Annotated in this window: 22 protein-coding genes; 11 read left to right on the top strand and 11 right to left on the bottom strand. The window is 67.3% G+C overall.

Annotated features, from left to right (window positions below; genetic code table 11):
- Window positions 1-1536, bottom strand: a complete 1536-nt coding sequence (locus E3O42_RS02645) for an acyl-CoA carboxylase subunit beta (RefSeq protein ID WP_134452568.1) — start codon at window positions 1534-1536, stop codon at window positions 1-3.
- A 244-nt stretch (window positions 1537-1780) separates the two neighbouring features.
- Between E3O42_RS02645 and E3O42_RS02640 the strand changes: the two genes are divergently transcribed.
- On the top strand, window positions 1781-2614 hold the full coding sequence (locus E3O42_RS02640) for a biotin--[acetyl-CoA-carboxylase] ligase (protein ID WP_134452384.1): 834 nt from the start codon (window positions 1781-1783) through the stop codon (window positions 2612-2614).
- A gap of 21 nt (window positions 2615-2635) precedes the next feature.
- Entirely contained in the window at window positions 2636-3193 is a 558-nt protein-coding gene (locus E3O42_RS02635) for a PH domain-containing protein (protein WP_241984585.1), read from the top strand.
- Here the strand turns inward: E3O42_RS02635 and E3O42_RS02630 are convergent.
- On the bottom strand, window positions 3152-3703 hold the full coding sequence (locus E3O42_RS02630) for a GtrA family protein (protein ID WP_134452383.1): 552 nt from the start codon (window positions 3701-3703) through the stop codon (window positions 3152-3154). The genes E3O42_RS02635 and E3O42_RS02630 overlap by 42 nt on opposite strands.
- A gap of 154 nt (window positions 3704-3857) precedes the next feature.
- Here E3O42_RS02630 and E3O42_RS02625 point away from each other — a divergent pair, with 154 nt between their 5' ends.
- The 3 genes from E3O42_RS02625 to E3O42_RS02615 all read left to right on the top strand — a co-directional run bounded on the left by E3O42_RS02625 (window position 3858) and on the right by E3O42_RS02615 (window position 6939).
- Window positions 3858-5024: a 5-(carboxyamino)imidazole ribonucleotide synthase gene (locus E3O42_RS02625; RefSeq protein ID WP_255454914.1), complete on the top strand. Its 1167-nt coding sequence runs from the start codon at window positions 3858-3860 to the stop codon at window positions 5022-5024.
- Window positions 5025-5110: 86 nt separating this feature from the next.
- On the top strand, window positions 5111-5578 hold the full coding sequence (gene purE / locus E3O42_RS02620) for a 5-(carboxyamino)imidazole ribonucleotide mutase (protein ID WP_134452566.1): 468 nt from the start codon (window positions 5111-5113) through the stop codon (window positions 5576-5578).
- Window positions 5575-6939 carry an LCP family protein gene (locus tag E3O42_RS02615; RefSeq protein WP_241984584.1) on the top strand — a complete coding sequence of 455 codons (1365 nt, stop codon included), beginning with the start codon at window positions 5575-5577 and terminating at the stop codon, window positions 6937-6939. The genes purE and E3O42_RS02615 overlap by 4 nt, the downstream gene beginning before the upstream one ends.
- Before the next feature lie 54 nt (window positions 6940-6993).
- Here the strand turns inward: E3O42_RS02615 and E3O42_RS02610 are convergent, their stop codons facing one another.
- Genes E3O42_RS02610 through rfbB form a run of 3 tightly spaced genes read right to left on the bottom strand, consistent with a single transcriptional unit; the run spans window position 6994 to window position 9993 of the window.
- Window positions 6994-8139, bottom strand: coding sequence for a glycosyltransferase family 4 protein (locus tag E3O42_RS02610; RefSeq protein WP_134452381.1), 1146 nt, complete (start codon window positions 8137-8139; stop codon window positions 6994-6996).
- The gene (gene rfbD / locus E3O42_RS02605; RefSeq protein WP_134452380.1) at window positions 8136-8990 is read right to left on the bottom strand and encodes a dTDP-4-dehydrorhamnose reductase; all 855 of its coding nucleotides are present in this window, start codon (window positions 8988-8990) and stop codon (window positions 8136-8138) included. Before rfbD ends, E3O42_RS02610 begins: the two co-directional genes overlap by 4 nt.
- A gap of 16 nt (window positions 8991-9006) precedes the next feature.
- A complete protein-coding gene (rfbB, locus tag E3O42_RS02600) occupies window positions 9007-9993 on the bottom strand; it encodes a dTDP-glucose 4,6-dehydratase (protein ID WP_134452379.1) in 987 nt (328 codons plus the stop codon).
- A gap of 74 nt (window positions 9994-10067) precedes the next feature.
- Between rfbB and E3O42_RS02595 the strand changes: the two genes are divergently transcribed.
- Window positions 10068-10676, top strand: coding sequence for a dTDP-4-dehydrorhamnose 3,5-epimerase family protein (locus E3O42_RS02595; RefSeq protein WP_134452378.1), 609 nt, complete (start codon window positions 10068-10070; stop codon window positions 10674-10676).
- 3 nt (window positions 10677-10679) lie between these two features.
- Window positions 10680-11546 (top strand): glucose-1-phosphate thymidylyltransferase RfbA, encoded by an 867-nt coding sequence (gene rfbA / locus E3O42_RS02590; protein ID WP_134452377.1) that lies wholly within the window; start codon window positions 10680-10682, stop codon window positions 11544-11546.
- A 72-nt stretch (window positions 11547-11618) separates the two neighbouring features.
- On the opposite strand, the gene E3O42_RS02585 is transcribed toward rfbA, so the two are convergent.
- From E3O42_RS02585 to E3O42_RS02575, 3 genes are read right to left on the bottom strand one after another with little or no spacing between them, the layout of a single operon-like run.
- Complete coding sequence (locus tag E3O42_RS02585; RefSeq protein WP_134452376.1) at window positions 11619-12587, bottom strand: NAD-dependent epimerase/dehydratase family protein; 969 nt, start codon at window positions 12585-12587, stop codon at window positions 11619-11621.
- On the bottom strand, window positions 12584-13600 hold the full coding sequence (locus E3O42_RS02580) for a glycosyltransferase (protein ID WP_241984583.1): 1017 nt from the start codon (window positions 13598-13600) through the stop codon (window positions 12584-12586). Before E3O42_RS02580 ends, E3O42_RS02585 begins: the two co-directional genes overlap by 4 nt.
- Before the next feature lie 40 nt (window positions 13601-13640).
- On the bottom strand, window positions 13641-14546 hold the full coding sequence (locus E3O42_RS02575; protein ID WP_134452375.1) for a glycosyltransferase family 2 protein: 906 nt from the start codon (window positions 14544-14546) through the stop codon (window positions 13641-13643).
- A gap of 99 nt (window positions 14547-14645) precedes the next feature.
- Here E3O42_RS02575 and E3O42_RS02570 point away from each other — a divergent pair, with 99 nt between their 5' ends.
- From E3O42_RS02570 to E3O42_RS02555, 4 genes are all read left to right on the top strand, one after another.
- Entirely contained in the window at window positions 14646-16874 is a 2229-nt protein-coding gene (locus E3O42_RS02570) for a hypothetical protein (protein WP_174844211.1), read from the top strand.
- Window positions 16871-17827 carry a glycosyltransferase gene (locus tag E3O42_RS02565; protein WP_134452374.1) on the top strand — a complete coding sequence of 319 codons (957 nt, stop codon included), beginning with the start codon at window positions 16871-16873 and terminating at the stop codon, window positions 17825-17827. The genes E3O42_RS02570 and E3O42_RS02565 overlap by 4 nt, the downstream gene beginning before the upstream one ends.
- Window positions 17828-17830: 3 nt before the next feature.
- Entirely contained in the window at window positions 17831-18670 is an 840-nt protein-coding gene (locus tag E3O42_RS02560; protein ID WP_134452373.1) for a glycosyltransferase, read from the top strand.
- Between the two features lie 247 nt (window positions 18671-18917).
- Window positions 18918-21182: a hypothetical protein gene (locus tag E3O42_RS02555; protein WP_134452372.1), complete on the top strand. Its 2265-nt coding sequence runs from the start codon at window positions 18918-18920 to the stop codon at window positions 21180-21182.
- Between the two features lie 78 nt (window positions 21183-21260).
- On the opposite strand, the gene E3O42_RS02550 is transcribed toward E3O42_RS02555, so the two are convergent.
- From E3O42_RS02550 to E3O42_RS02540, 3 genes are all read right to left on the bottom strand, one after another.
- A complete protein-coding gene (locus E3O42_RS02550) occupies window positions 21261-22019 on the bottom strand; it encodes an ABC transporter ATP-binding protein (protein WP_420897848.1) in 759 nt (252 codons plus the stop codon).
- On the bottom strand, window positions 22003-22875 hold the full coding sequence (locus E3O42_RS02545) for an ABC transporter permease (RefSeq protein ID WP_241984582.1): 873 nt from the start codon (window positions 22873-22875) through the stop codon (window positions 22003-22005). The genes E3O42_RS02550 and E3O42_RS02545 overlap by 17 nt, the downstream gene beginning before the upstream one ends.
- 97 nt (window positions 22876-22972) lie before the next feature.
- Window positions 22973-24964: a glycosyltransferase gene (locus E3O42_RS02540; RefSeq protein ID WP_134452371.1), complete on the bottom strand. Its 1992-nt coding sequence runs from the start codon at window positions 24962-24964 to the stop codon at window positions 22973-22975.
- Window positions 24965-24981: the final 17 nt, after the last annotated feature.

Raw genomic sequence — 24981 nt, 5'->3', positions numbered from 1 at the left:
CTACAGCGGGATGTTCCCGTGCTTTTTGGCAGGAAGGCTGGCCCGCTTGGTGCGCAGGGCCCGCAACGCCTTCACGACGGAGACCCGGGTCGCGGCCGGTTCGATGATTCCGTCGAGCTCACCGCGCTCGGCGGCGAGGAACGGGCTGGCCACGTTGTAGGTGTACTCGTTGGCCAAGCGGGTGCGCACGGCGGCGACATCCTCGTTAGCCGCTTCGGCCTTCTTGATCTCGGCGCGGTAGAGGATGTTCACGGCGCCCTGGCCGCCCATCACTGCGATCTCCGCGGTGGGCCAGGCCAGGTTGATGTCGGCCCCGAGCTGCTTGGAACCCATCACGATGTACGCGCCGCCGTAGGCCTTGCGCAGGATGACGGTGATCAGCGGCACGGTGGCCTCGGCGTAGGCGTAGAGGAGCTTGGCGCCGCGGCGGATGATTCCGGTCCACTCCTGGTCGGTGCCGGGCAGGAAGCCGGGCACGTCGACGAGGGTGAGGATCGGGATCGAGAACGCGTCGCAGAACCTCACGAACCGCGCTGCCTTCTCACCGGCAGGGATGTTCAAGGTGCCGGCCATCGCGTTGGGCTGATTGGCGACGATACCGACGCTGCGGCCCTCGATGCGGGCGAAGCCCACCACGATGTTCGGTGCGAACAACGGCTGGGTCTCGAGGAAGTCGCCGTGGTCGACGATGTGCTCGATGACCGTCTTGACGTCGTACGGCTGGTTGGGCGAATCCGGGATCAGCGTGTTGAGCTTGAGGTCGGCATCCGTGGTCTCGAGTTCGACCTCGCTGTCGAAGACGGGCAGCTCGGCGAGGTTGTTGTCCGGCAGGAAGCCGAGCAGGGTGCGCGCATAGTCCAGGGCGTCGGACTCGTCGCTGGCGAGGTAGTGCGCCACGCCGGAGATGGTGTTGTGGGTCAGTGCGCCGCCGAGCTCCTCCATGCCCACATCTTCGCCTGTGACGGTCTTGATCACATCGGGGCCGGTGACGAACATCTGGCTGGTCTTGTCGACCATGATCACGAAGTCGGTCAGGGCGGGGGAGTACACCGCGCCGCCGGCTGCGGGGCCGCAGATGATCGAGATCTGCGGGATCACGCCGGATGCGGCGGTGTTGCGGCGGAAGATCTCGCCGTACTTGCCCAGGGCCACGACGCCCTCCTGGATGCGCGCTCCGCCGGAGTCGAGGATGCCGATGATGGGCACCCCGGTCTTGAGGGCCAGGTCCATAACCTTGATGATCTTCTCGCCGGCGACCTCGCCGAGCGAACCGCCGAAGATCGTGAAGTCCTGCGAGTACACGGCCACCTGACGGCCATGGATGGTGCCGGTGCCGGTGACGACGGAGTCGCCGTACGGGCGCTTCTTCTCCATGCCGAACGCGACGGTGCGGTGCCGCACGAATTCGTCGAGCTCGACGAACGAGCCCGGGTCCAGCAGCTCCGCCACCCGTTCGCGGGCGGTCATCTTGCCCTTGGCATGCTGTTTTTCGATGGCGGCCTCGCCGCTCGCGGTCACGGCCTCGTGATAGCGCATCTTGAGGTCGGCGAGCTTGCCAGCCGTCGTGTACAGGTCGGGTCCGGTCGGGTTCTCAGTCACGCCGTTCACTCTACCGGCCTCACCCCGCACCACCCCCAGAGCGTGCCGCCGGCGCCGGCCCCGCCGGGTGCGCAACTCCTGCAATTCGGGCCCGCCCGGGGCGAATTCCCCGGTGTCAGCTCAAAGCTGGGCAGAATTGCAGGAGTTATGATCCCCACGGGGTGGGAGAAGAGGCGTCAGCATGGAATTTCCGATCAGCCGTGGCATCGGGGCACGGTTCGAGTACCTCGACGAGGCCGGCTCCACCAACGACGTGCTGGTGACGCGGGCAACGGGCCCGGATGCGCCGGCCTGGCCTGACCTGTCGGTCATCGTCACCGACAACCAGACCAGCGGCCGCGGACGGCTCGGCCGCACCTGGCTGGCCCCCAGCGGCAAATCGCTGGCCGTTTCGGTGCTGCTGCGGCCGCGCCTGGAATCCGGCCTCCTGCCCGCGAACCGGTACGGCTGGTTTCCCCTGCTCGCCGGCGCGGCCATGACCCTGGCCGTGCGTTCGGTCGTGCACGCCGCGGTGCGGCCGCCCGGCGACGAGGACGCGCCCCGGCACGAGGTGGCGTTGAAGTGGCCCAACGACGTACTTATCGACGGTTACAAGGTCTCCGGCATCCTGTCGGAGCTGCTGCCGGACGCTAGCGGCCTGTGTATCGGCGCCGGGCTGAACCTGAGCCTGGACGAGCACGACCTGCCCACCCTCACGTCCACGTCGCTGATGCTGGTGACCGGCAGCATCCCGGACCCTGACACGGTCCTCGCCGCCTACCTGAGCGCGCTGCGGAACCTCACCGCGAACTTCCTCGCCGCCGGAGCCGACCCCGTGGCCAGCGGCCTGCACGCTGAGGTCTCCGCGCTGTGCGGCACCCTGGGCACCGCGGTGCGCGTCGAATTGCCCGGCGGCCACGACCTCGTGGGCACGGCGGTCGGGCTGGACCCTGACGGCCGGCTGATCGTGGAGGACCAGGCGAACGGTGAACTGCAGGCCGTCGCCGCGGGGGACGTGACCCATCTGCGGTGGTGAATCTGAGGTATTAATGGGTATATGACCAACCCAGCCAGTTCGATGCCCGGCGTGCCGACGACGGCGCCCGAGGTGGTCATCGCCCGGCTGCGCTCCCATGCCCGGGCGCTGTTCTGGCCCACCCTTTTCCTGATCGGCGCGTGCGGGGTCACCGGTTACTACTCCGGAAGCCTGGCCGAGCCGTGGCAGAACGTGCTGCTCCTGGTCGGCGCCGGTCTCGTCGTCGTGCTGCTCTGGCTGCTGCCGCTGGTGTCCTGGCTCACCCGGCGGTACACCGTGACCAGCCGCCGGATCATCTTCGTGCACGGCATCTTCGTGCATGAGCGGCAGGAGCTGCTGCACAGCAGGGGTTACGACGTCACCGTGCGCAAGAACTGGCTGCAGTCCCTGTTCCGGTCGGGGACGGTGCGCATCAATTCCGGTCTCGAGCATCCGCTGTCGTTGCGGGACGTGCCCGACGCCGACCTCGTGCAGCAGGTGCTGCAGGACCTGATGGAGCAGTCGCAGACCGTGATGGCCGCGCGCCGGCAGGAGCAGTCAGCGCTCGGTGACGAATTCGGACTCCGCGCGGGCCTGTAGCCGCAACGCCCCTGTGTTGGTGGGCACCGTGCTAGTGGGCACCGTGCGGGTGGGCGCCGTGCGAGTGGCCCCCGTGCCGGCGGCCACCGGAGTCTCGCCCCGGCGTGAGGGCGAGAACACCCAGTACCGGTACAGGGTGAAACGGAAGACGGCGCCGAGCAGCAGGCCGATCACGTTCGACGAGATGTTGTCCGCGATGACGCTGGTGTAGCCGAGCACGTAGTGGCTCACCGCCAGGCAGGCCAACCCGATTCCCATACCGACGAGGCTGACGGCGAAGAATTCCAGACCCTCACGCAGGGTCTGGGACCGGCGGTCCTTCGAGAAGGTCCAGTACCGGTTGCCGACCCAGTTGGCCAGGATGGCGAGGATCGTCGAGACGACTTTCGCCCAGATCGGGCCGGAGGTCAGGGCCTCGGGGGAGAAGACCGTCGCCCGCAGCAGGTTGAAGACCGTGATGTCTACCGCGAAGCCGACGAGTCCGACCATGCCGAACTTCGCGAGCTGCATCGCGAAAGCGAAAACCCGATATCTGCTGAAGGTTGTTCTCGACATGCATCCGTCCGGCCGATAGGTGAAAATGGAACGTGTAGCGAGAAAACGCGCTTCTCTCGCAGTCTACGTCCCGTCATAATCCCCATCCTGAGAGTTCCCGGTCCCTCGGATGAACGGTCGCACAGAAATTGGTGAACAGATGAGCACGATCGTTGGTGTGATCGGCGGAGGCCAATTGGCCCGCATGATGATCCCCGCCGCGGTGAACCTCGGCCTCGACCTCCGGGTCCTGGCCGAGGCCGACGGCATGTCCGCGAACCTCGCCGCGGTATCGGTGGGGGACTACCGCGATCTGGCCACGGTCCTCTCCTTCGCCGAGGCCGTCGACGTGGTGACATTCGACCACGAACACGTTCCGCAGGTGATCCTCCGCGAACTGGTGAACCGGGGCATCAGCGTCCACCCCGGGCCGGACGCGCTCCTCTACGCCCAGGACAAGCTGCTCATGCGGGAGCGCCTGACCGAGCTGGGCCTGCCCGTCCCCGACTGGGCGCGGGTGGCCGATGCGGACGCTCTGGCGCGGTTCCTGACCGATCACGGCGGCCGGGCCGTCGTGAAGACCGCCAGGGGCGGCTATGACGGCAAGGGCGTGCGTGTGATTTCCCACGCCCACGAGGCCGACGACTGGTTTTTCGCGCTCGCTGAGGACGCCAACGGGGGTGACCTGCTGGTCGAGGAGCTCGTCGACTTCCGCCGCGAACTCGCGCAGGTCGTGGCTCGGCGCCCATCGGGAGAGATCGCGATCTGGCCTGTCGTCGAGACCGTGCAGCAGGGCGGCGTCTGCGCCGAGGTCATCGCCCCCGCCCCGAAGTCGGCCGGCCGGCTCAGCGCGCTCGCCGCCGACATCGCCGAGCGGGTCGCGGAGGGCATCGGCGTCACCGGGGTGCTTGCCGTGGAACTTTTCGAAACCACCGACGGCCGGTTGCTGGTCAACGAACTCGCGATGCGGCCGCACAACAGCGGCCACTGGTCGATCGACGGGTCCACCACGAGCCAGTTCGAGCAGCACCTGCGCGCCGTGCTCGACCTTCCGCTGGGCGGCACGGCCCTCCGCGAACCCTGGTCGGTGATGGTCAACATCCTCGGCGGCCCCGCCGAGGGGAGCATGGCGGCCCGGTACCCCGCCGCATTCGCCGGACAGCCCACGGTCAAAGTGCACAACTACGGCAAGGATCCCCGTCCGGGACGCAAGATCGGCCACGTCACGGCATCCGGGCCCGATCTGGACTCGGTCAGCTACCAGGCGCGTGCCACTGCGGCATATTTTCAGGACTAAAGCCTAAGATCGTCACCGTGCCAAAGAACCTCGCGACTCCCGCCCACGAGTCCGCCCCTTCCTCAGCCGTGCTCGTCGGTGTTGTGATGGGGTCGGACTCCGACTGGAACGTCATGAGCGACGCCGCGGCCATGCTGGCCGAATTCGGCGTCGCCCACGAGGTGCAAGTGGTGTCAGCACACCGCACGCCGGAGAAGATGATGCGATACGGCTCCGAGGCCTGGGGCCGCGGCCTCAAGGTGATCATCGCCGGCGCCGGCGGTGCCGCGCACCTGCCGGGCATGCTCGCCGCAGTCACCACGCTACCCGTTGTGGGTGTTCCGGTTCCGCTCGGTCGCCTGGACGGCCTGGACTCGCTGCTCTCGATCGTGCAGATGCCGGCCGGCGTTCCCGTCGCGACGGTCTCGATCGGCGGCGCGCGCAACGCTGCCCTGATCGCCATCAAAATCCTGGCGACGGCGGATGACGCGCTGCGCCTGAAGCTGGAGGCCTACGCCGACCAGCTGGCCGAGCAGGTGGAGCAGAAGAACACGGCCCTCCAAGCGAAGCTATGAGTAGCGCCAGCAGTCCGATCCGGCACCCGAACTCCGGCTCCAAGCAGGTCATGACCCGCCGGGCCTGGTGGCTCGTGGTTCTCAACATTCTTCTGCCCGGCTCCGCCCAGGTGCTCGCGGGAAGCCGCGGCCTCGGCCGGTTCGGTCTGCGCGCCAGCCTGAGCTTCCTCGCCGTGGTCGTGGTCGCCGGCATCGTCTACGCGCTGAACCCGGAGATCCTGCTCACCGTGGCCACCAACTCGATCGGGCTGTGGGTCCTCGCCGCCGCGATGGTGTTCTACGCCGTGGTCTGGGTCGTCCTGACCTTCGACACCATCCGGCTGACCCGCCTCGTGAAGGCCAGGCCCAAGGCCCGGCCGTTCATCGCCGGATTGGCGACGGTGGTGATGGTCGCTGCGGCCGGAACCGCCGGCTACGGCGCCTACGTGGCCACCACGGCCAGTGGGGTCCTCTCGTCGGTGTTCGCGGCCGGCCCGTCAGAGCCGCCGGTCGACGGTCGGTACAACATCATGCTGCTCGGCGGCGACGCCGGGGCCGACAGGCTGGGCATGCGGCCGGACAGCACGTCGGTGGTCAGCATCGACGCCGAGACCGGTAAGGCCGACATCATCGGCATCCCCCGCGACCTCGAGTACGTGCCGTTCCCGCAGGATTCTCCCCTGCACGCCTCGTACCCGGACGGCTACGGCTACGACGGCGTCTGCGACGTGGACGTCTGCCAGCTCAACTCGATCTACACCGAGGTGGAGCTCAAGAGCCCGGAGATGTACCCCAACGCCGTAGCCGAGGGCAGCGAGCCCGGCATCGAAGCCATGCGCGACGCCGCCAGTGGCGTCACCGGGCTCACCATCCAGTACTACGTGCTCATCGACATGCAGGGCTTCTCCCAGCTCATCGACGCCCTCGGCGGCGTGGACATCACCGTGGCGGAGCGGCTGCCCATCGGTGGCCAGGAAGACGACCTGAGCGACGTCGAAGGTTGGGTGGAGGCCGGGCCGCAGCACATGGACGGTTTCACCGCCCTGTGGTATGGCCGGGCCAGGCACGGGACCAGCGACTACGACCGGATGTCCCGCCAGCGGGTCCTGCAGGAGGCGATCCTGCAGCAGTTCAACCCGGCGAACGTGCTCACCAAGTTCCAGGGTGTGGCCCTGGCCGGCCAGGAGGTCGTCAAAACCGATGTGCCCCAGGGCATGCTCGGCTACTTCGCCACCCTCGCGGCCAAGACTAAGAAGCTCCCGGTCGGGGCCGTCGAACTGGTTCCAGACAACGGCGTCGACCCGACAGACCCGGACTACGACCAGATCGCCGGCCTGATCGACGCCGCGCTGAACCCGGTCACGGAGACCCCCGCGCCCTGAGCGGTGGCTCAGGGGGCGACAAGCTCAGGGTCCACAGGCTCAGGGTCGATAGGCTCAGAGGTCGGCGTGCAACTGCCAGACGCGTTCCGCGGTGTCACGCCAGCTGAAGGCCCTGGCCCTGTCGCCACCGAAGATGCGCAGCCTGTCGGCGAGCGCGGTGTCGCCGAGCACCCGGTCCAGGGCTGCGGCGAGGCGTTCGGGGTAGCCGGCCGGGTCGTCACGCTCCACCAGGAAGCCCGCATCGCCGCCGGCTTCGACCAGGGCCGGCGCATCCGAGTGGATGACCGGGGTGCCGAAGTGGAAGGCCTGGATGATCGGCAGACCGAACCCCTCCTCGAGGCTGGGGTACACGAAGACCGACGCCCGCGACATCACCAGCGCGAGCTGCTGGTCGGTCAGGCCGTCCAGTGCGCGCACCCGGTCGGGGGCGAGGCCGGCCTCGTCGGCCACCGAAGCGAGGGTGAGCTCACCCCAGGAATCCGGTCCGAGAACGAGCAGCGGCAGGTCCGCGGCGCCCGGGCGGCCGAGGGCCGTGATGAGGGCGGTGACGGCGCGGCGCGGTTCGAGGGTGCCGGCGGTGAGGATGTACTCGTCGGGGAGTTCCAGGGCCACCGCCATGGCTTCGGCGGCGGCGGAATTCGTCGGCAGCACCAGGCCGCTGCTGACGGCCCCGCCGATCACGCGCACCCTGTCGCCGAAGTCCATGATCTCGCCGAGCTGGTCGGCGAGGGCGTGGCTGGGCACCACGACGGCGTCCGCGTGCTTGCGGGCCCGTTTGAGCATCAGCTTGGTCCGCGAGACCGTTGTCGGGGTCAACGATTCCGGATGCGTCCAGGCGAGCACGTCGTGCACCGTCACGGCGACCTGGGTTTCGTCCCTGGCCCTGTCGTGGCGGTGCAGCGGGGCGAACAGGCCGGGGGCGTGCACGAGGCCGTGTCCGGCGGACGTGGCAACGCCCAGCTGCCAGGCCGCCGAGAGTTCGCGTCGCGCCAGCGCCATCTTGTGCAGGCCGGCCAGGCCGGGCAGGGCCGTGGTGATCTGCTCGTAGTGCTCCGCCGAGCTGGCCGAGACGATGCCTTCGACCACACAGTCGGTCGGCGCCGTGGCGATCAGCGACCGGGTGAGCTCCTCGGTGTACCGGCCGAGTCCGCCCGGAACGGGCGAGACCAGCTGGTCCACGATGACCCGGAGGGTGATCATGACGGGGCGAACGCGCCGTGGCTCGCGGCGTCCATGAGGGCCTCGGTCCATGACCGCATCGGGGCCAGGCCGGCCGTGGCCCAGGCGTCGTGCCCGAGCACCGAGTAGGCCGGCCGGGGGGCCGGCCGGACGAACTTGCTGCCGTCCGTGGGCAGCACCCGGTCGGGGTCCAGGCCCGCGCTGGCGAACACGGCCTGGGCGAACCCGAACCAGTTCGTCTGCCCGGCGTTGGTGCCGTGGTAGATCCCGGCGGGCGCGTCGGCGTCGAGCATCGCCACGATCTGGCGGGCCAGGTCGACGGTCCAGGTGGGCTGGCCGAACTGGTCGGCGACGACGGAGACGGTGTCCCTGTCTGCGGCAAGGGTGAGCATGGTGCGGCCGAAGTTGGGCCCGTGCGCGCCGTAGAGCCACGCCGTGCGCACGATGTAGCTGTTTGTGGGGTTCTCGGTGAGCACGAACTGTTCACCGGCGGCCTTGGTGCGGCCGTATGCGTTGAGCGGGTCGATCGCGGTGTCTTCGGGGTACGGCGTGTTGCCGGCGCCGTCGAAGACGTAGTCGGTGGAGATCTGCACGAGCTTCGCACCCACGGCCGCTGCCCCGATCGCGAGGTTGCGTGGGCCGATGGCGTTCACCGCGTAGGCGGCGGCCTCGTTCTCCTCCGCCGCGTCCACGGCGGTGTACGCTGCGGCGTTGATGATCACGTCGTGGCCGGTGACGGCCTTCCGAACGGCGGCGAGGTCGGTGATGTCCAGCTCGCTGCGGTCCACGGAAGTGACCTCACGGCCAATCAGGGCCTCCTGCAGGTCGCGGCCGAGCATCCCGGCCGCGCCGGCGATCAGATAACGGGTCATGTCAGGTGGGCGCCGCTCAGCTCAACGCCGCGCGGGCCTTGAGGGGTTCCCACCAGGAGCGGTTGTCGCGGTACCACTGCACCACGTCGGCCAGGCCCGTCTCGAAGGGCACCTCGGGGGAGTAGCCGAGCTCGGCCTGGATCTTGGAGATGTCCACGGAGTAGCGCAGGTCGTGGCCGAGACGGTCGGCGACCCGGTCCACATAGGACCAGTCCTTGCCGGTGGCGTCCAGCAGCAGCTGGGTGAGCTCGACGTTGGTCAGCTCGGTGCCGCCGCCGATGTTGTAGATCTCGCCGGCGCGGCCGGAAACCAGCACCATCGCAATGGCGCGGGTGTGGTCGTCCACGTGCAGCCAGTCGCGGATGTTGTTGCCCTCGCCGTAGAGCGGAACGTGCAGGTCGTCGATGAGGTTGGTCACGAACAGCGGGATGACCTTCTCGGGGAAGTGGTATGGGCCGTAGTTGTTCGAGCAGCGGGTGATCGACACGTTCAGGCCGTGGGTGCGGTGGTAGCTGCGGGCGAGCAGGTCGCTGCCGGCCTTCGACGCCGAGTACGGCGAGTTGGGCTCGAGGGCGCGTTCTTCGTTCCAGGAGCCCTCGGCGATGGAGCCGTAGACCTCGTCGGTGGACACGTGCACGAACCGGGGCAGGTTGTTGCGCAGCGCTGCGTCGAGCAGCTGCTGGGTGCCGAGCACGTTCGTCTCGACGAAGATCGAAGCGTCCCGCACCGACCGGTCCACGTGGGACTCCGCGGCGAAGTGCACCACGGCGTCCAGGCCCGGGAACAGGGTGTCCAGCAGGGCGCCGTCGCGGATGTCGCCCTCGACGAAGGTGTAACGGGGAGAATCGGCCACGGGGGTCAGGTTCTCCAGATTGCCGGAGTAGGTGAGGGCGTCCAGAACGACCACCTCAGCGCCTTCCAGGCCGGGGTAGGCGTCCTGCAGGGTGCGCCGCACAAAGTTTGAGCCGATAAAACCGGCGCCGCCGGTGACGAGGATCTTCATATATTGGTAACCATTCCGTTTGCGTAAAGGTGCCTACGCGATTGTACTGGACGCGCATTGCTAGGCTGGCAAGCGTGCAGATTCGTGAACTCTCCATCCCCGATTCCTACGAGGTGACCCCCAAGCAGTTCGGGGACGACCGGGGAGTCTTCCTCGAGTGGTACCGCTTCGACAAGCTGTCCGAGGCGGTTGGGCACCCGCTGGACCTGCGTCAGGCCAACACCTCCGTGTCCAGCCGCGGCGTCGTGCGCGGCATCCACTTCGCCGACATCCCGCCGGGCCAGGCCAAATATGTCACTGCCACGCACGGTGCGATCATCGACTTCATCGTTGACATCCGGGTCGGTTCGCCGACCTTCGGCAAGTGGGATTCGGTGCTGCTGGACGACGTGGATCGCAAGGCCGTGTACATCGCCGAAGGACTCGGCCACGCTTTCGTCGCCCTGACCGACAAGGCCACGGTGAGCTACCTGGTCTCCTCCACCTACACCGCCGGCGCCGAGCACGGGATCAACCCGCTCGATGACGAGGTTGGCCTGGTGTTCCCGTCCGGGGCCGGGGAACTGCTGCTCTCTCCGAAGGACACCGACGCGCCGAGCCTCACCGAGGCCGCCGCGAGCGGACTGCTGCCCACCTGGGACGCCGCCCGCGCCTACTACCAGACGCTCAACGAACGGAACTAGATCATGCGCGGAATCATTCTCGCCGGAGGCTCAGGAACCCGCCTGTGGCCGATCACCAAGGGCATCTCCAAGCAGCTGATGCCGATCTACGACAAGCCGATGATCTACTACCCCCTCTCGACGCTGATGATGGCCGGCATCCGCGAGGTGCTCATCATCACCACCCCCGAGTACAACGATCAGTTCAAGGCCCTCCTCGGCGACGGCAGCGAGCTCGGCATCAGTCTGGAGTACGCCGTGCAGCCCTCCCCGGACGGCCTTGCGCAGGCGTTCACCATCGGTGAGGAGTTCATCGGCGACGACAGCGTCGCGCTGGTGCTCGGTGACAACATCTTCCACGGCGCCGGGCTCGGTTCGGCCCTGCGCAACAACGCCGACATCGACGGCGCACTGATCTTCGCGTACCACGTGTCCAACCCCACCTCGTATGGGGTCGTGGAGTTCGACGACGACTTCACCGCCGTGTCGATCGAAGAGAAGCCTGAGAAGCCCAAGAGCAACTACGCCGTGCCCGGGCTGTACTTCTACGACAACTCCGTCGTCGAGATCGCCAAGTCCATCGAACCGTCCGCCCGCGGCGAGCTGGAGATCTCAACCGTCAACGAGCGCTACCTCAACCAGGGCAACCTGCACGTGCAGGTCCTGGACCGCGGCACCGCCTGGCTGGACACCGGCACCTTCGAATCGATGATGCAGGCCTCAGAGTACGTGCGCGTGATCGAGGACCGTCAGGGTCACAAGATCGGCTGCATCGAAGAGATCGCCTGGCGCGCCGGCTGGATCGACGACGCCCAGCTGAGCCGCCTCGCCGCCCCGCTCGCCAAGAGCGGCTACGGCGTCTACCTGTCGGGTCTCCTCAAGACCGACTAACAGGTACGCGAATCGACGCGAATGGCCCCGTGGATGCGTTCCACGGGGCATTTTTGCGGCATTCGACGGGTGTCAGCCGCCGGACTGGATGTGGGCGAGGACGTCGTCCATGGTGGCCTTGATCCCCGCCGGCAGGCTGGTCAGCTGCCGCCGGTCCAGGTCGGGCCACACCGTCGAGGTGATGCGCAGGTCAAGTCCCTGCATCGAGGCCTCGGCCGAGTAGCCCAACATCACGTTCGGCTGGCCCTTGGCGAGGCTGCGAATCTGGCCGAGCAGGTTGCTGATCGTCACGGCCTGACCTGAGGCGAGGTTCTTGACCACCTCGGTGCGTCCGGCGTCCGCCGTGACCGAGAGCAACCTGGCGACGCAGTCCACGACGAGTTCGGCGCAGTCGCGTACAAAGATGTAGTCCCGCATGGTCTCCAGCGGCACGAAGATCGACGCCGGCTTGGGCGAGAACTGGGCCTTGGCCAGGTGGGAGATCAGGCCCTGCATCTTGCCCAGCTTCTGGCCGGGCCCGTACAGGTTCGCGATCCGGCCGGCGAGCACCGAGACCCCGGTGGCGCGCGAGAAGGCGAACAAGCTCGCCTCGGCGTCGAGCTTGAACCGTCCGTAGCCCGAGATGGGCACCGGTGCGCTCTGCTCGTCGAACGGCGGATGCGCCGAACCGCCGTATACGCCGCCGGCCGAGGACGCGTAGAAAACGGCGCCGGCGCCGGCGGCGCCCTGGTAGGCGGCCGCGGTGCCGACGGCGTCGAGCACCAGTCTGAGCTGGTGGAGTTCCCGGCCGATCGCCTCCGGCGGCGTCGAGGTGACGGCGTTGCCGGCCAGCCAGAGCACCGCCCAGTTCGCGCGCTCGGTCACGGCAGTGTCAAGCAGCCGCGTCGCGATCGCCGAGGCCGCCGTCGTCAGGGCGTCGTCATCGGCCCATGGCAGCGGTTGGGTGGGCAGCAGCTCCCAGCCGGCCCGGCGGGTGATTGCCGCGGCCGTGGCGCTGCCCAGCAGGCCGCGAGCCCCGATCACCCAGACGTAGGTGGTCACTTGGCGACTTTGCGCGTCCGCCCGAGAGGCCCATCCGCCGGGTCGGTCGTGATCAGGTACGGCGGCTTGCCCATGGCCATGTTCACGTTGATGCCGATGTACTCCGCGATGATGCCCAGGGAGAACAGGATGAACCCTGCGCTCAGCAGCACCAGGACGCTGAGCGACGCCCAGCCCTGGATCGCGATGTCGCCGGCGAGCCGCTGGATGAAGATGACGACAGCGAAGACCACGCCGATCACCGCGAAGATCACGCCGAGGCCGCTGACGATCCGCAGCCCCCTCGTGCCGGTGGTCAGGATCATGCGCCAGAAGTGCGAGAACAACCGGCGGGCCGAATAGCCGGAGTTGCGTTCTCCTTCTTCGCGCAATTCGACCGGGGAGGTCGTGACGCGGGAGGCGACCCAGCCGATGGCGACGTCGAGGTACACACCGGAGCCGGCATAGGCGGCAACGCTGCGGCCGATGTTGCCGAGCATCAGCCGGTAGCTCTGGTAGTCGGCGGCAGCGCCGGTACCGGACAGCTTGGTGAGCAGGTATTTGGCGGTCTTCGAGGCGACGTTGCGAACGGGCCCGTGCGGGGCCGGGTTGGTCGGCTTGGCGTACACGACGCTGGCCTGCTCGCGCATGGCGGTGTCGAGCATCCCGCCGATGGCACTGGGGTCGTGCTGGCCGTCCTCGTCGAGGGTGACGATCCAGTCCCCGCCGGAAGACGCCATGCCGGCGAGGGTGGCCGCGTGCTGGCCGAAGTTCTTGCTCAGCCAGATGCCGCGAGCGAACGGGAACCGGTCGGTGATGCTGCGGATGATCGACGCCGAATCGTCCGGACCGTGGTCGAAGACCAGCAGGACCTCTTCAACCTGGAAGCTGTAGCCGTCGGGGGTGATACTCAGGCGGGTCAGCGGTTCGATCTCCTCGAGCACACCGGTGAGGGTGCGTTCTCCCTGGTATACGGGGACAACGATCGAGATGCTGTGGTCGGCGACGTCGGGTTCTGCTGAGGGGAGTGTCACGGGTTCAGAACCTATCACACGGGCCGTTTCGTCGGTCGGGTCAGTCGCGTGCGGCATCCGCCGTCACCGCCTTGGACATGCGCCGGCCGAGCCAGATGTAGGCGAGCCGGCGAACCTGGGCCATCACCCTGGCGCGCGTGTTGCCGATCATCCGGTCGGTGCCGGAGACGACGTCGGGGCGGGTCTTCGCCACCCAGTTGTGGAAGCCGATCGCCTGCTCGGCCTGCTCGGCGACGAGGCGCACGCTCCACTGGCTGTCGGAGATGCGGAAACCGGCCAGGCTGCCGGGAACGCCGACGAACTTGCCCTCGAGCAGAACGAGCGAATAGGAGGTCTCGTCGATGAGGTACGGCCAGCGCGAATCCCACCAGCCCACCTTCTCCAGGACGCTGCGGCGCATGAGCACACAGCCGGGTTCACCGAAGATGTTGGTGCCCTGGGTGACGGTCTTGCGCACGGCGACGGCGCCGTCGTGCACGCCGACCAGGCCGGCCAGGCCACGGTTCTTCAGCACCGGGGCGCCGTTGGCGTCGACGATGTCACGCGGGGAGGCGGCCAGAACGGCGCCGGGCTCGTTGATGAGCGCGGCAACCTGCTGGGCGACGATGGTGGGATAGAGCAGGTCGTCGCCGCAGACGAGTTTGATCAGCTCGCCGGTGGCAGCCTGGCTCACCCGGTTCCAGTTGCGGAGGGCCCCGCCGCCGCCCTCGGTGTGCAAGAGGGTGACCCGGGGGTCCGAGCTGTAGCGTTCCATGACGGCCCAGGTGTCGTCGGTGGAGGCGTGGTCGGAGACGATCACCTCGAGGTTGGTGTAGGTCTGGCCCAGCACGCTCTTCATCGTCTCGTCGAGGTAGTCCGCATTGTTATAGGCGGGGATGACGATCGAGACGAGAGGTTCGTCCGGGTTCGAGGGGGTGTGGCCTGATTGCTGCGAGTTGTTACTCATATGTAGGTGGTTGCTCGTTCCGTTGGGGAAACTACCCCACCACGATACCGGCTGGGCCTCCAGTGCGGTTGTGAAGGCACCGTGAGGGATAATCTTCTGGTGCAGTCCAAAATTGTGTGGCCCATGCTTGTCGTCGTGGCGGTCCTTGCGGGAGCGTCCATCCCGCTGTTCTTCGACCCTGGTTTTTACTACGTGGATGACAGCCAGGCCGGCGCGTTCGGGCAGTGGTACGAGATCGGCCGACGGGTCATCGACCTGGACTGGTCGCTGGTGAACCCGCGGGTCTGGCAGTCGGGCAACTACCTGGCGGAGGGTGCCTGGGGCATCCTGAGTCCGGTGCTCTGGGTTGTCGGCATCGGCGCCCATCTGACCGGCAGCGCGCTGGTCTTCAGCACCGTGGTCAAGATCCTCTGCCTGATCCTCGGTGCCGTTGGCGTGTACGCGCTCGCCCGCAACTTCGGGGCGCTGCGTCCCTGGTCCGCGCTGGTCGCCGTCGCCGCGCCGTTGGCCGGCTTCACCCTCTACATGGATGCGGCGTCCTGGGCCAACGGGCTGATGGCGTGGAGTTTTCTGCCGCTGAGCTGGGTCCTCGCCAGGCGGGCCGTGCTGCAGGCGAAGTCGCCGGTGCTGCCCATCCTGTCTTCGATCGCCCTGGTCGGGATCGGTTACGCGCACGCCACGATCTTCCTCGCGATCACTCTGGCGGGCCTCATCGTGGAGGCGTTCCTGTCCCGGCACAAGCCGGCCATCGTTCGGTCCTTCGTGCTCGCCACCGCCGCCGGCAGTTTCGCGGTCATCGTGCACCTGCCCGGCTTGCTCACGGCGCCCGTGACGGGCCGAACCAGCGGTGTGGGCAACACCGACCTGCTCACGGTCAACCTCAGCGGTCTGTTCGCCTCGGGAATCCCGGTCGGCACGCCGGGGATCATGTTCTTCAACGCGCAGTTCCCCTACGCGCCGTTGCTGTATATCGCGTGGTTCCTGCCGCTGCTCGCGTTCGTGGACTTCGCACGTCTGCGCGACCTGCTCCGGCGCCGGCTGAGCATCGTGATCGTGCTGGTCGCCGCCCTGGCAGGGGTGCTGCTGCCCAGCGATTTCGGTCCGTTGCGCTTCCCCGTGCGGATGATGCCGTACCTGACCTTGGCCGTGCTGATCCTTGTGGCCGTGGCGTTGTCCCACGCCAGGCCAGCCGCGCTCAGCCGCGGCCGGTTCCTGCTGGCCGGCGGGCTGGTGCTCCTGGGAGCAGGACTGACCTTCAGCGCCGGGCCCCAGTACGTCAAGGTCCTGGCCGCTGTCACCGTCGTGATCCTGTTCGCGGTCTGGGTGTCCTACCGGATCCTCGGCGACCGGCCCCTGCCGATGCTCGGCCGGGAGTCCGGCGGCGCCCTGGCCGGACGCGGTGTCGCGACCGTCGCCGGCGCCGCGATCGCGCTCACGGTGCTGTTGCTCGTTCCCCAGCACCTCTCGTCGCCGGCATCGCCACTGCCCGACTACAGTGTGCCGAACGACGTCAGCGACTACCAGCAGCAGCTTGAAAACGCCGAGGGCGACGTGATCATCGCCGGCGGCGTCGCCGACACCGGCTCCTCGGGCGCCTGGGATGAAACCCTGGTGGGAAACCTCTGGTACGTCACAGAGGAAGACGTGCAGAACGCGTACTCGGCTGTGTATTACACCCCGTACAACTCGCTGACCTGCATGCAGTACAACGGTTCCACCTGCGGTGCCCTCTTCTCACGCCTGTTCACCACCATGCCTGAGACCGGCAAGACCGTGGCCGACCTGATGGGGGTCAGCTCGGTGCAGGCCGTGAAGGCCGTCGTGCCGAAGAAGGCCTGGTCTGTGGTGCCGGAGGGTTGGCACGTCGCGGAGGACACCGAGAAGACCCGCCTGATCGTGCGCGACGAGCCCGTCCCTGGGGCCGGTTCCGTCGTCTGGTCCTCGGCCGGCACCGAGGTGACCGTGCTGCACGAAGACGAGATGGGTGTGAGCTTCCGGGTCGACGCGATCGGCGTCGACGGCGGCCAGGTGGCGTTGAGCCGCATTCCGTGGCCGGGCTACCAGGTCGACGGCGGAACGGTGTCGGTCGAGCCAGTGGACACCTTCCTTCTCGGCGTCGACATCGACGCCTCCCAGCTCGGTAGAACCGTGACGGTCTCGTTCTACGCTCCGGGTTACCCCGCGCAGCTGGCTGCTGCCGTGCTGCTGCTCTTTATACTGCTCGGCTGGCCGGCGCTTCGGCTGCTTGGCCGGCGACGCACCGGCGAAGGCCGGCTGCTGCGCCTGGCCCGCGCCAGCCGGGTGCCGGCGCCCGAGGTGTCGGTATGACCGCACCGACCGCCACGCGTACGGTGGCCGTCGTCGTGGCCTACAACCGCCGTGACCTGCTGATCGAGGTCCTCGATGCCCTGGCCGCGCAGACGGCCTCGGTCGCGGCCATCGTCGTCGTCGACAACGCCTCGACCGACGACACCGCGGCGCTCGTCAGGGACCGGTTTCCTCAGGCCGACCTGGTCTCGGTGGACCGCAACACCGGCGGCGCCGGCGGCTTTGCCATCGGAGCGGCCAGGGCCGTCGTGCGCCAGAAGGCCGACCTCGTCTGGCTGATGGACGATGACACTGTGCCGACGGACACCGCCCTCGCCGCGCTGTTGGCCAGCGTCGGTGACGACCACCGGGTCACGGTCGCCGGCTCCAGGGTCGTCTGGACAGATGGCCAGGAACACCCGATGAACACCCCCAGGGTCAAGCCGTTCGTCGGTGGCCGGGAACGGGCGGCTGCGCACGCCAGGGCCGCACTTCCTGTGCGCAGCTCGTCCTTCGTCTCGATGCTGGTGCGGGCCGATGCTCTTCTCGAGAACGGGCTGCCGATCGCCGACTACTTCATCTGGAACGACGACTTCGAGTTCTCCACACGCATCCTGCGCCGAAGCCGGGGTCTGTTCGTGCCCGGCAGCGTCGTCGTGCACAAGACCGTGAAACTCGGCGCCACCGATGTGGACCCCGGCGAACGGTTCTATTACGAAGTGCGAAACAAGATCTGGCTCCTCGGACTGTCCCGCGGGCTCAATCCGGCCGAGAAGCTGCTCTACTCGGGATCGACCGTGCTGCGGTGGGCGCGCACCTTCCGCGGTTCGGCCAACCGCCCGGTCCTCTGGGCCGGACTTCGGCGGGGCCTGCGTGACGGCCTGCGCACCCGCCCCCGCCCCAATCGGGTTGCTCTGGCCGGACTCGGCGAGGCCTCCGATGACGTCGCCGCCTGTGAAGCCGGGGTGGCCTGAGTCGTGGTTGCCACCGAATTCTCCCTGCTCCTGCCGGTGTACGCCGGCGACAAGGCCGCGTACTTCACCAAGGCCTTCGCCAGCACGGTCGTCGACCAGAGCCGACGGCCCAGCGACGTGGTCATCGTGCAGGACGGCCCGATCGGCACCGCGCTGGCGGCGGCGGTCGCCGCCGCGGCCGCAAGCTCGCCGGTACCGGTCAACCACGTGCGCCTGCCGGCGAACGTCGGCCTTGCCCGCGCACTGGAGACGGGCTTGGGGCACTGCGCCCACGATGTCGTCGCGCGGATGGACGCCGACGACATCTCATTGCCGACCCGTTTCGAACTCCAGCTGTCGATGATCGAGACCGGCTACGACCTCGTCGGCACGGGCATGCTCGAGTTCGACGAGGCGGGCCGGGTGCTCGGCAAGCGGATTCCCCCGACCGATCCCGACGACATCGTGACGACCGCTCGGTTCCACGATCCGTTCAACCACCCGACTGTCGTCTACCGCAGGTCGGTGGTGGCCAAGGCCGGCGGCTACCGAGAACTGCCCCTGATGGAGGACTACTGGCTCTTCGCCCGGATGATCCAGGCCGGCGCGCTGGTGGCCAACCTGCCGGATCCCCTGGTGATGTACAGGGTGGATGCCGGCGCCTACGGCCGGCGCGGTGGCCTCACCCTGTTCCGCAGTGAGATCGCCCTGCAGCGCAGCCTGCTCAAGGACCGCTTCGTAACTCGGCGCCAGTTCGCCCGCAACGTGCTCGTTCGCGGGGGATACCGTTTCATCCCGGTGGCCCTCCGACGAGTGGCGTATCGCCGGTTCATTGTGCGTGATTACTCAAATGACGGTGACTGACCGGCGCGTCATGTTTCGGCGAAGCCAGGTCGCAACCGCCTGGCGATAAGGTTATCGAACGTGTGCAGACGCGTGAGTGGTGCAGTGGGGGGCAAATCAATCTGGCGTTCTCCGGGCCTTTCTCGAAGTTTGCTTCCGATTAGCACCGACAGATAGCCGAGGCCACGACGTGTTCAGACCCGATTCAGAGCTGCACGCACCGCACGTCCGATGGCCGGGTGGCCGACAGCTCCTCGCCACACTTGGGGTGTTCGCCCTCGTTCTCGGCTTCCTCACGGTCGGAGCCACCACCACCCAGGATTCGGCCGAGGCCGCCAATGGGAGCGACTTCAACGCCGGAAACATCATCAGCGACGCCGAGTTCTACAACTCCGGCGCCATGTCTGCCAATGAGATCCAGGCGTTCCTGAACGCCAAGGTGCCCAATTGCCGGTCCGGGTACGTCTGTCTCAAGGACTACTCACAGGCGACAGCCTCCCAGGGGGCCAAGAGCGAGGGGTGCGCCGCCTATCAGGGCTCCGCCAGCGAGTCCGCCGCCACCATTGTCTACAAGGTCGGGATCGCCTGCGGCATCAACCCGCAGGCCCTCCTGGTGCTCCTCGAAAAGGAGCAGGCGCTGATCAGGGATGCCTGGCCGACCGCCAGGCAGTACCGCTCCGCCACGGGCTATGGTTGCCCCGATACCGCGGACTGCGACGCGAATTTCTACGGCTTCTTCAACCAGGTCTACAACGCCGCGTATCAGTTCAAGAAGTACCAGGCCAACCCGGGCTCGCGCGGGTATGTCGCCGGCCGTTGGAACACCATCCAGTGGAATCCGAACGCCGGATGCGGATCGTCGAACGTGTACATCGAAAACCAGGCCACGGCGGGGCTCTACGTCTACACGCCCTACCGCCCGAACGATGCCGCACTGAACAACATGTATGGCACCGGCGATGGCTGCTCCTCGTACGGCAACCGCAACTTCTGGGCGATCTTCACCGACTGGTTCGGCGATACCCACGGTGGCAGCTCCATCGTTCGCGACACCAGCAGCGGCGGCCTGTTCCTGATCGCGGGCACAGTCAAGTACCCGATCCCCACCATGGACGTCTACAACGCGCTGGCCAACCTCGGCAGTTACCGCGATGTGCCCGCGTCCTACCTGACCGGCTATTCGACGGGACAGGTGGCCAGTGAGCTGGTTCGCAACCCCCTGACCGGTGAGATCGCGCTGGTCCAGGGCAACTCGCGGCATCGCTTCAGCACCTGCAACCAGGTGGGCGACTGGGGCTTCGACTGCTCCAAGGCCATCGACCTGATGCCGGGGCAGTGGGGCAAGCTGCCCGGTGGCGGAGACGTTTCGGCGTTCGTCGTCCAGCCCGGTACCTCCACCGTCTACTACCTGAACGCTGCGACCAGGTTCCCCGTGGATGAGTGGGCGGGTGTGCTCCGCCTGAACGGCGGCGCCAGCCCGTGGGTGGGAACCATCCGCAACAGCGCGGCCGAGCGTTTCCCCGTCGGCCGGGTGCTGGCCACTCCCGCCACCGCGATCAAGTCGGGGTCGTCCAGCGACGTCTTCTACGTCGACGGCTGGGGCTCCCGCATCCGCATCCCGTCGATGGCGGTCCTGGCCGAGTTCGGTCTGAACAGCATCCGCACCGTGAGCGACAACGTCGTCAACGGGTACCCCAGAGCCGGCGCTGACCTTACCGTCGTGGTGAACTGCAACGGCACCGAGGGCCTGGTGAACGGCGGGGTCTTCTCGCCGCTGAGTAGCAACGGAACCGGGATCCCGGTCACTCCGCTGACCGGTCCGACGTGTGCGGCCCTGGGCGGCGGAGCGACCATCGCCTCCGCGGCGTTCGTGATCACCCCGGGCTCGCCCGAGGTCTTCCTCCTCACCGGCGGCGCCGCCCGACCGGTGTGGGGCTGGAGTGACGTGCTCCGTCTCAACAACGGTTCCGCGCCGGTGATTTCATCGCTCACGGCTGACACCGTGCGTGGACTGCCCCAGCCCGGTGGCGTCGTGGCTCCGTACTCCCTGGTGAAGTCGAACCAGGATGCCACGGTGTGGGTCACCGACGGACTGGACCGCAAGCTGCGGCTCGATTCGTTCGGCACGAGCGATGCCCTGGGCCTCGCTTCGTGGCGGGTCGTTTCCGATCGGCTGATCAACGCGTACGCCACGACGGGAGCGACTCTGAGCCGGGTCGTGTCCTGCGCGGGAACCACGTATATCGGACTTGGCGGAACGCTGTACTCGGTATCGGGCAGCAACCCACACGGCCTTCCAGTAGCGGCCCTGGGTGATGGGTGCGGGGTGCTCAACCGTTCCGGCGCCGCGCCGCTCGAGCGGGTTTTCCTGAAGTCCTCCGACTCGGCCGTGGTGTACTACCTCGTCAACGGTCAGCGACGCACGGTTCGCACCTGGGCTGACCTGGTCGCGGCAAACGGAGGCTCTGGGCCGCAGGTCTTCACCGTGAACGGCTCGGAGATCTCGACCCTCCCCGACGGCGGCGCCCTCTAGGGCCGCACGCCAGGCGCCGGGCACACGAAAGCGCGCCCAGACCTCGGTCTGGGCGCGCTGTGCGTTTAACGCCCCGTTTTACTGAGCGCGCATCCGCCTGACGGCTTCGTGGGATTCGCCGTCGAAGACGACCTTGCCCTTGTCGATCAGGATGCCGCGGTCGCAGAGGTCGGCGACCATCCCCAGGTCGTGGCTGACGACGACCAGGGTGCGCCCCTCGGCGTGCAGTTGGCGGATCTTAGCCAGGCACTTGCGCTGGAAGGGTTCGTCGCCCACAGATAGGATCTCGTCGACCAGGAGGATGTCCACCTCGGTGTGGATCGCGACGGAGAACGCCAGCCGCAGGAACATGCCGGAGGAGTAGTGCTTGACCTCGGTGTCGATGAACTTGGCGATTTCGCTGAACTCGACGATGTCGTCGAAGCGAGCGTCGATCTCCTTCTGCGACATGCCGAGGATGGCCGCGTTGAGGTAGATGTTCTCCCTGCCGGACAGGTCGGGATGGAAGCCCGCACCGACCTCGATGAGCCCGGCGACGCGGCCGCGGGTCAACACCTCGCCCCTGTCGGGGCGGAGAACCCCGGAGATCAGCTTGAGCAGGGTGGACTTCCCCGACCCGTTGAATCCGAGCAGGGCGACGGACTCGCCGGTGTTGATCTGGAAGCTCACGTCCTCGAGGGCGTTGAAGCTGGACGAAATCGGCTTGCGGCGGACTGCCGCGATGACGGATTCTTTGAGAGAGTGCGTGTGCCGCAGCAGAAACGTCTTGCTGAGCTTGGTGGCGATGATGGCCAGACGCGGAGGCGTCGAGGCCTGACCGCTAAAGGTCTTGGGCAAAACGGCGCTCCAATCGGCGAAACACAAGCTGGCCGATGACCAGAAGGATGCTCGAGGTCACCAGGGCGCACAGGCCGAAGAACCACAGGTCCGGTGGCATCGGGGCCTGCCCGTCTGTCGTCGGATACCAGAAACCGGCGTGCAGCAGTTCAACCGCCGCGGTCACCGGATTGAGCCGATAGATGACCATCAGCCAGTCCGGCAGGACCTTCGCGACGGTTGTCCACTGGTAGAGCACGGGGGAGGCCCAGGTCGCCACGAGCAGGATCAGCTCGACGAAGTTCTGCGCGTCCCTGAACGACACATTGATTGACCCGAAGAACAGGCTCAGTCCCATGGCCAGGAGCACGATGATCAGCACCCCGAGCGCTATCCCGAGCAGCTGGAGACCGTTCGGTTGCCACCCGGTGAGGAAGCAGACCACCGCAAGCACGAGCGCCTGAGGGAGGAAGTTGATGAACGCCACCAGGGTCGATGACACCGGGAAAAGCTCCCGGGGCAGGTAGATTTTCTTGATCAGAGGAGCATTGTCGACGAGCGATTTGGTGCCGTTGCTGAAGGACTCGCTGAAGAGATTGATGACCACGAGACCGGAGAACAGGTACACCGGGTAGTTCGGTATGGTGCCGTTCAACTGCAGGAAGACGCCGAGGGCGACGAAGAAGACCAGGAATTGGGTGATCGGTTTGACGTACGACCACATCCAGCCGAGCACGGAACCTCGGTACCGGACCTGGACCTCCTTGCGCACCAGGAGTGAGAGCAGGTACCGGCGTCGGAAGACGTCGATCAGTCCGGCCCCTTGACCAGGCCGGACGAACCCGTCGAGGTCGGGTACTGGGGCGATTTGCGTCACGCGGGTCCTATCATCACGTCGCCTGCCGGGGTTTCGCCGGGAGGGGGCAACTGGCCCACCCGCGATTCTATCTGTCAGCACTTGCGCTGACCCGTCACTATTCGCGGTTACGTGCCGCGATGCCGGCCGCGTCCCTGGCGTCCAGGCCGAGGGTGTCCGTCCAGGACTCCATCGAGGTGAGGTCGTGCTTGCGCGAGCGGTACGTTTCACTCAGGCTGCTCCAGCGGCGGCGGAAGCGGAGGTTCTGGGTCAGGCTGGACCAGAGTAGCGACCGGAACATGCCGCGGTCCCGGATGTGCCAGGTCACTCCGGACCCTTCGGCATTGGTGATGACCACGCTGTCCAGGCTCGGCACGGTCCACCACGGTGCCGTGCGAGGCAGGTGGGTATCGGGGCGCACTCCGGCGTTCGCATGCGGCTTCCTGATGCCGTGGCGAACGAAGTTCCTGATCAGGAAGGAGTACAGCTTGCGCCCACTGGGACGCGGCTCGTCGCTGCCGACGAGGTTGGTCATCGGGAACCGTCCGAACCGGCTGAGGTCCTTGATGAGTCCGGACTCCGGGTAGTCCGCGGCGATCGCCCGAATGGCGGGAAGCCGGGTGGTCAGTTCGCCGTGCAGGGCATCCGGCCCGGCCATGACGCTCTCGTAGGCCAGCTGGCGCAACTTGACTGTGTAATAGTCCATGGTCAGCAGGTGCCGGACGTCCGAGGCCAGGTTGCTGATGGTCAGGCGACCGCCCTTGGCGTGCGGGGAGTGCAGCAGGGCGGCGACCAGACGGTTGCGCGCGTGATAGAACGCCTGCCAGTCCCGCGAGTCGTCCTTGTCGACCCACGACACGTGCCAGACCGCGGCGCCGGGCAGGCTGACGGTCGAATAGCCGTGTTCGGAGGCCCGCAGCGAGAATTCTGCGTCGTCCCACTTGATGAAAACCGGCAGTGACAGGCCGATTTCACGGATAATCTCGACGGGGATGAGGCTCATCCACCAGCCGTTGTATGCCACGTCGTTGCGCTTGTGCAGCCAGGTGGTCTGCCGCAGGTTCATCGCGGTGAAGTCGTGGCGGGACGGGGTGATCGGGCCCCACATGAAGTTCCAGCTGTCGATCGACTCGGCAAAGGCGTGCAGCTTGGTCTTGTCGAACATGTCGAACATGTGGCCGCCGACGATGGTCGGGTCTGTGCACTGCCTGGCGAAGGCGAGGGCACGGCGGATGCTCTCCGGCTCGACGACGACGTCGTCGTCCAGCAGCATCACGTAGTCGCTGTCGCCGGCGGCGACGGTCTCCAGCATGCCGCGGGAGAACCCGCCGGAACCACCGGCGTTGACCTGGTCGATGACGCGCAGGCGGCCGCCGAGTGCGGCGTCCACCTCGGCGTACCGGCTGTGGTCGCGGATCTTGTCCGTGCCCTGGTCGACGACGATGATCTGGTCGAGTCCGGCGAGGACGTCGGCGTCGGTCGCGACGGTGGCCAGCAGCTCGAGGCAGTAGGCCGTGCGGTTCAGGGTGGTGATCGCGATGGTGAGAGTACGCTCGGGCCCGGCCGGCTCGGTGGTGGGGGGAGCCTGCCATTCCGCGCTGGTGAGGGCGAAGTCCTCACCGCGGGAGACCAGGTCGAACCAGTACCAGCCGCCGTCGATGAAGTAGTCGAAACCGAGGTCGAACTCAACGGTGCCGGCCACTTCGACATGGGCGGAGTCGACGACCTGGATCACGCCGCGCGCATTGGACCGGTAGACGATGACGTCGCCGGGTCCGGTGGTGGAGATGCTCAGGCGCACCCCGGCCAATCGGGTCCAGCGGCGCCAGTAGCTGGCGGGGAAGGCGTTGAAGTAGGTGCCCAGGGAGATCCGCTTGTCCAGGCCCGGCTTGAGGCCGCGCCGGCCGGCGAGCATCGGGGTGACGTTGTGGTGGGTGAGACGCAACGGCTGCAGCGTCGAGTCGGAAGCCGCGGCGCGGCGCTTCCGGCCGGTCGGCTGGCCGGGGGTGACGATCTGGGTCCACTCGTCGGGGTCGACGTAGAGCGGGGCGACATCCGGCTCGGATGACGAGGGGAAGACTACTTTTTGCAGAACAATGGGGGAGGACATGTTGATAACTCCGAGTC

The organism is Cryobacterium adonitolivorans, from assembly GCF_004402695.1.
In the GTDB taxonomy this organism is placed as follows: Bacteria; Actinomycetota; Actinomycetes; order Actinomycetales; family Microbacteriaceae; genus Cryobacterium; species Cryobacterium adonitolivorans.
This window is presented reverse-complemented; position numbering and strand designations above follow the sequence as displayed.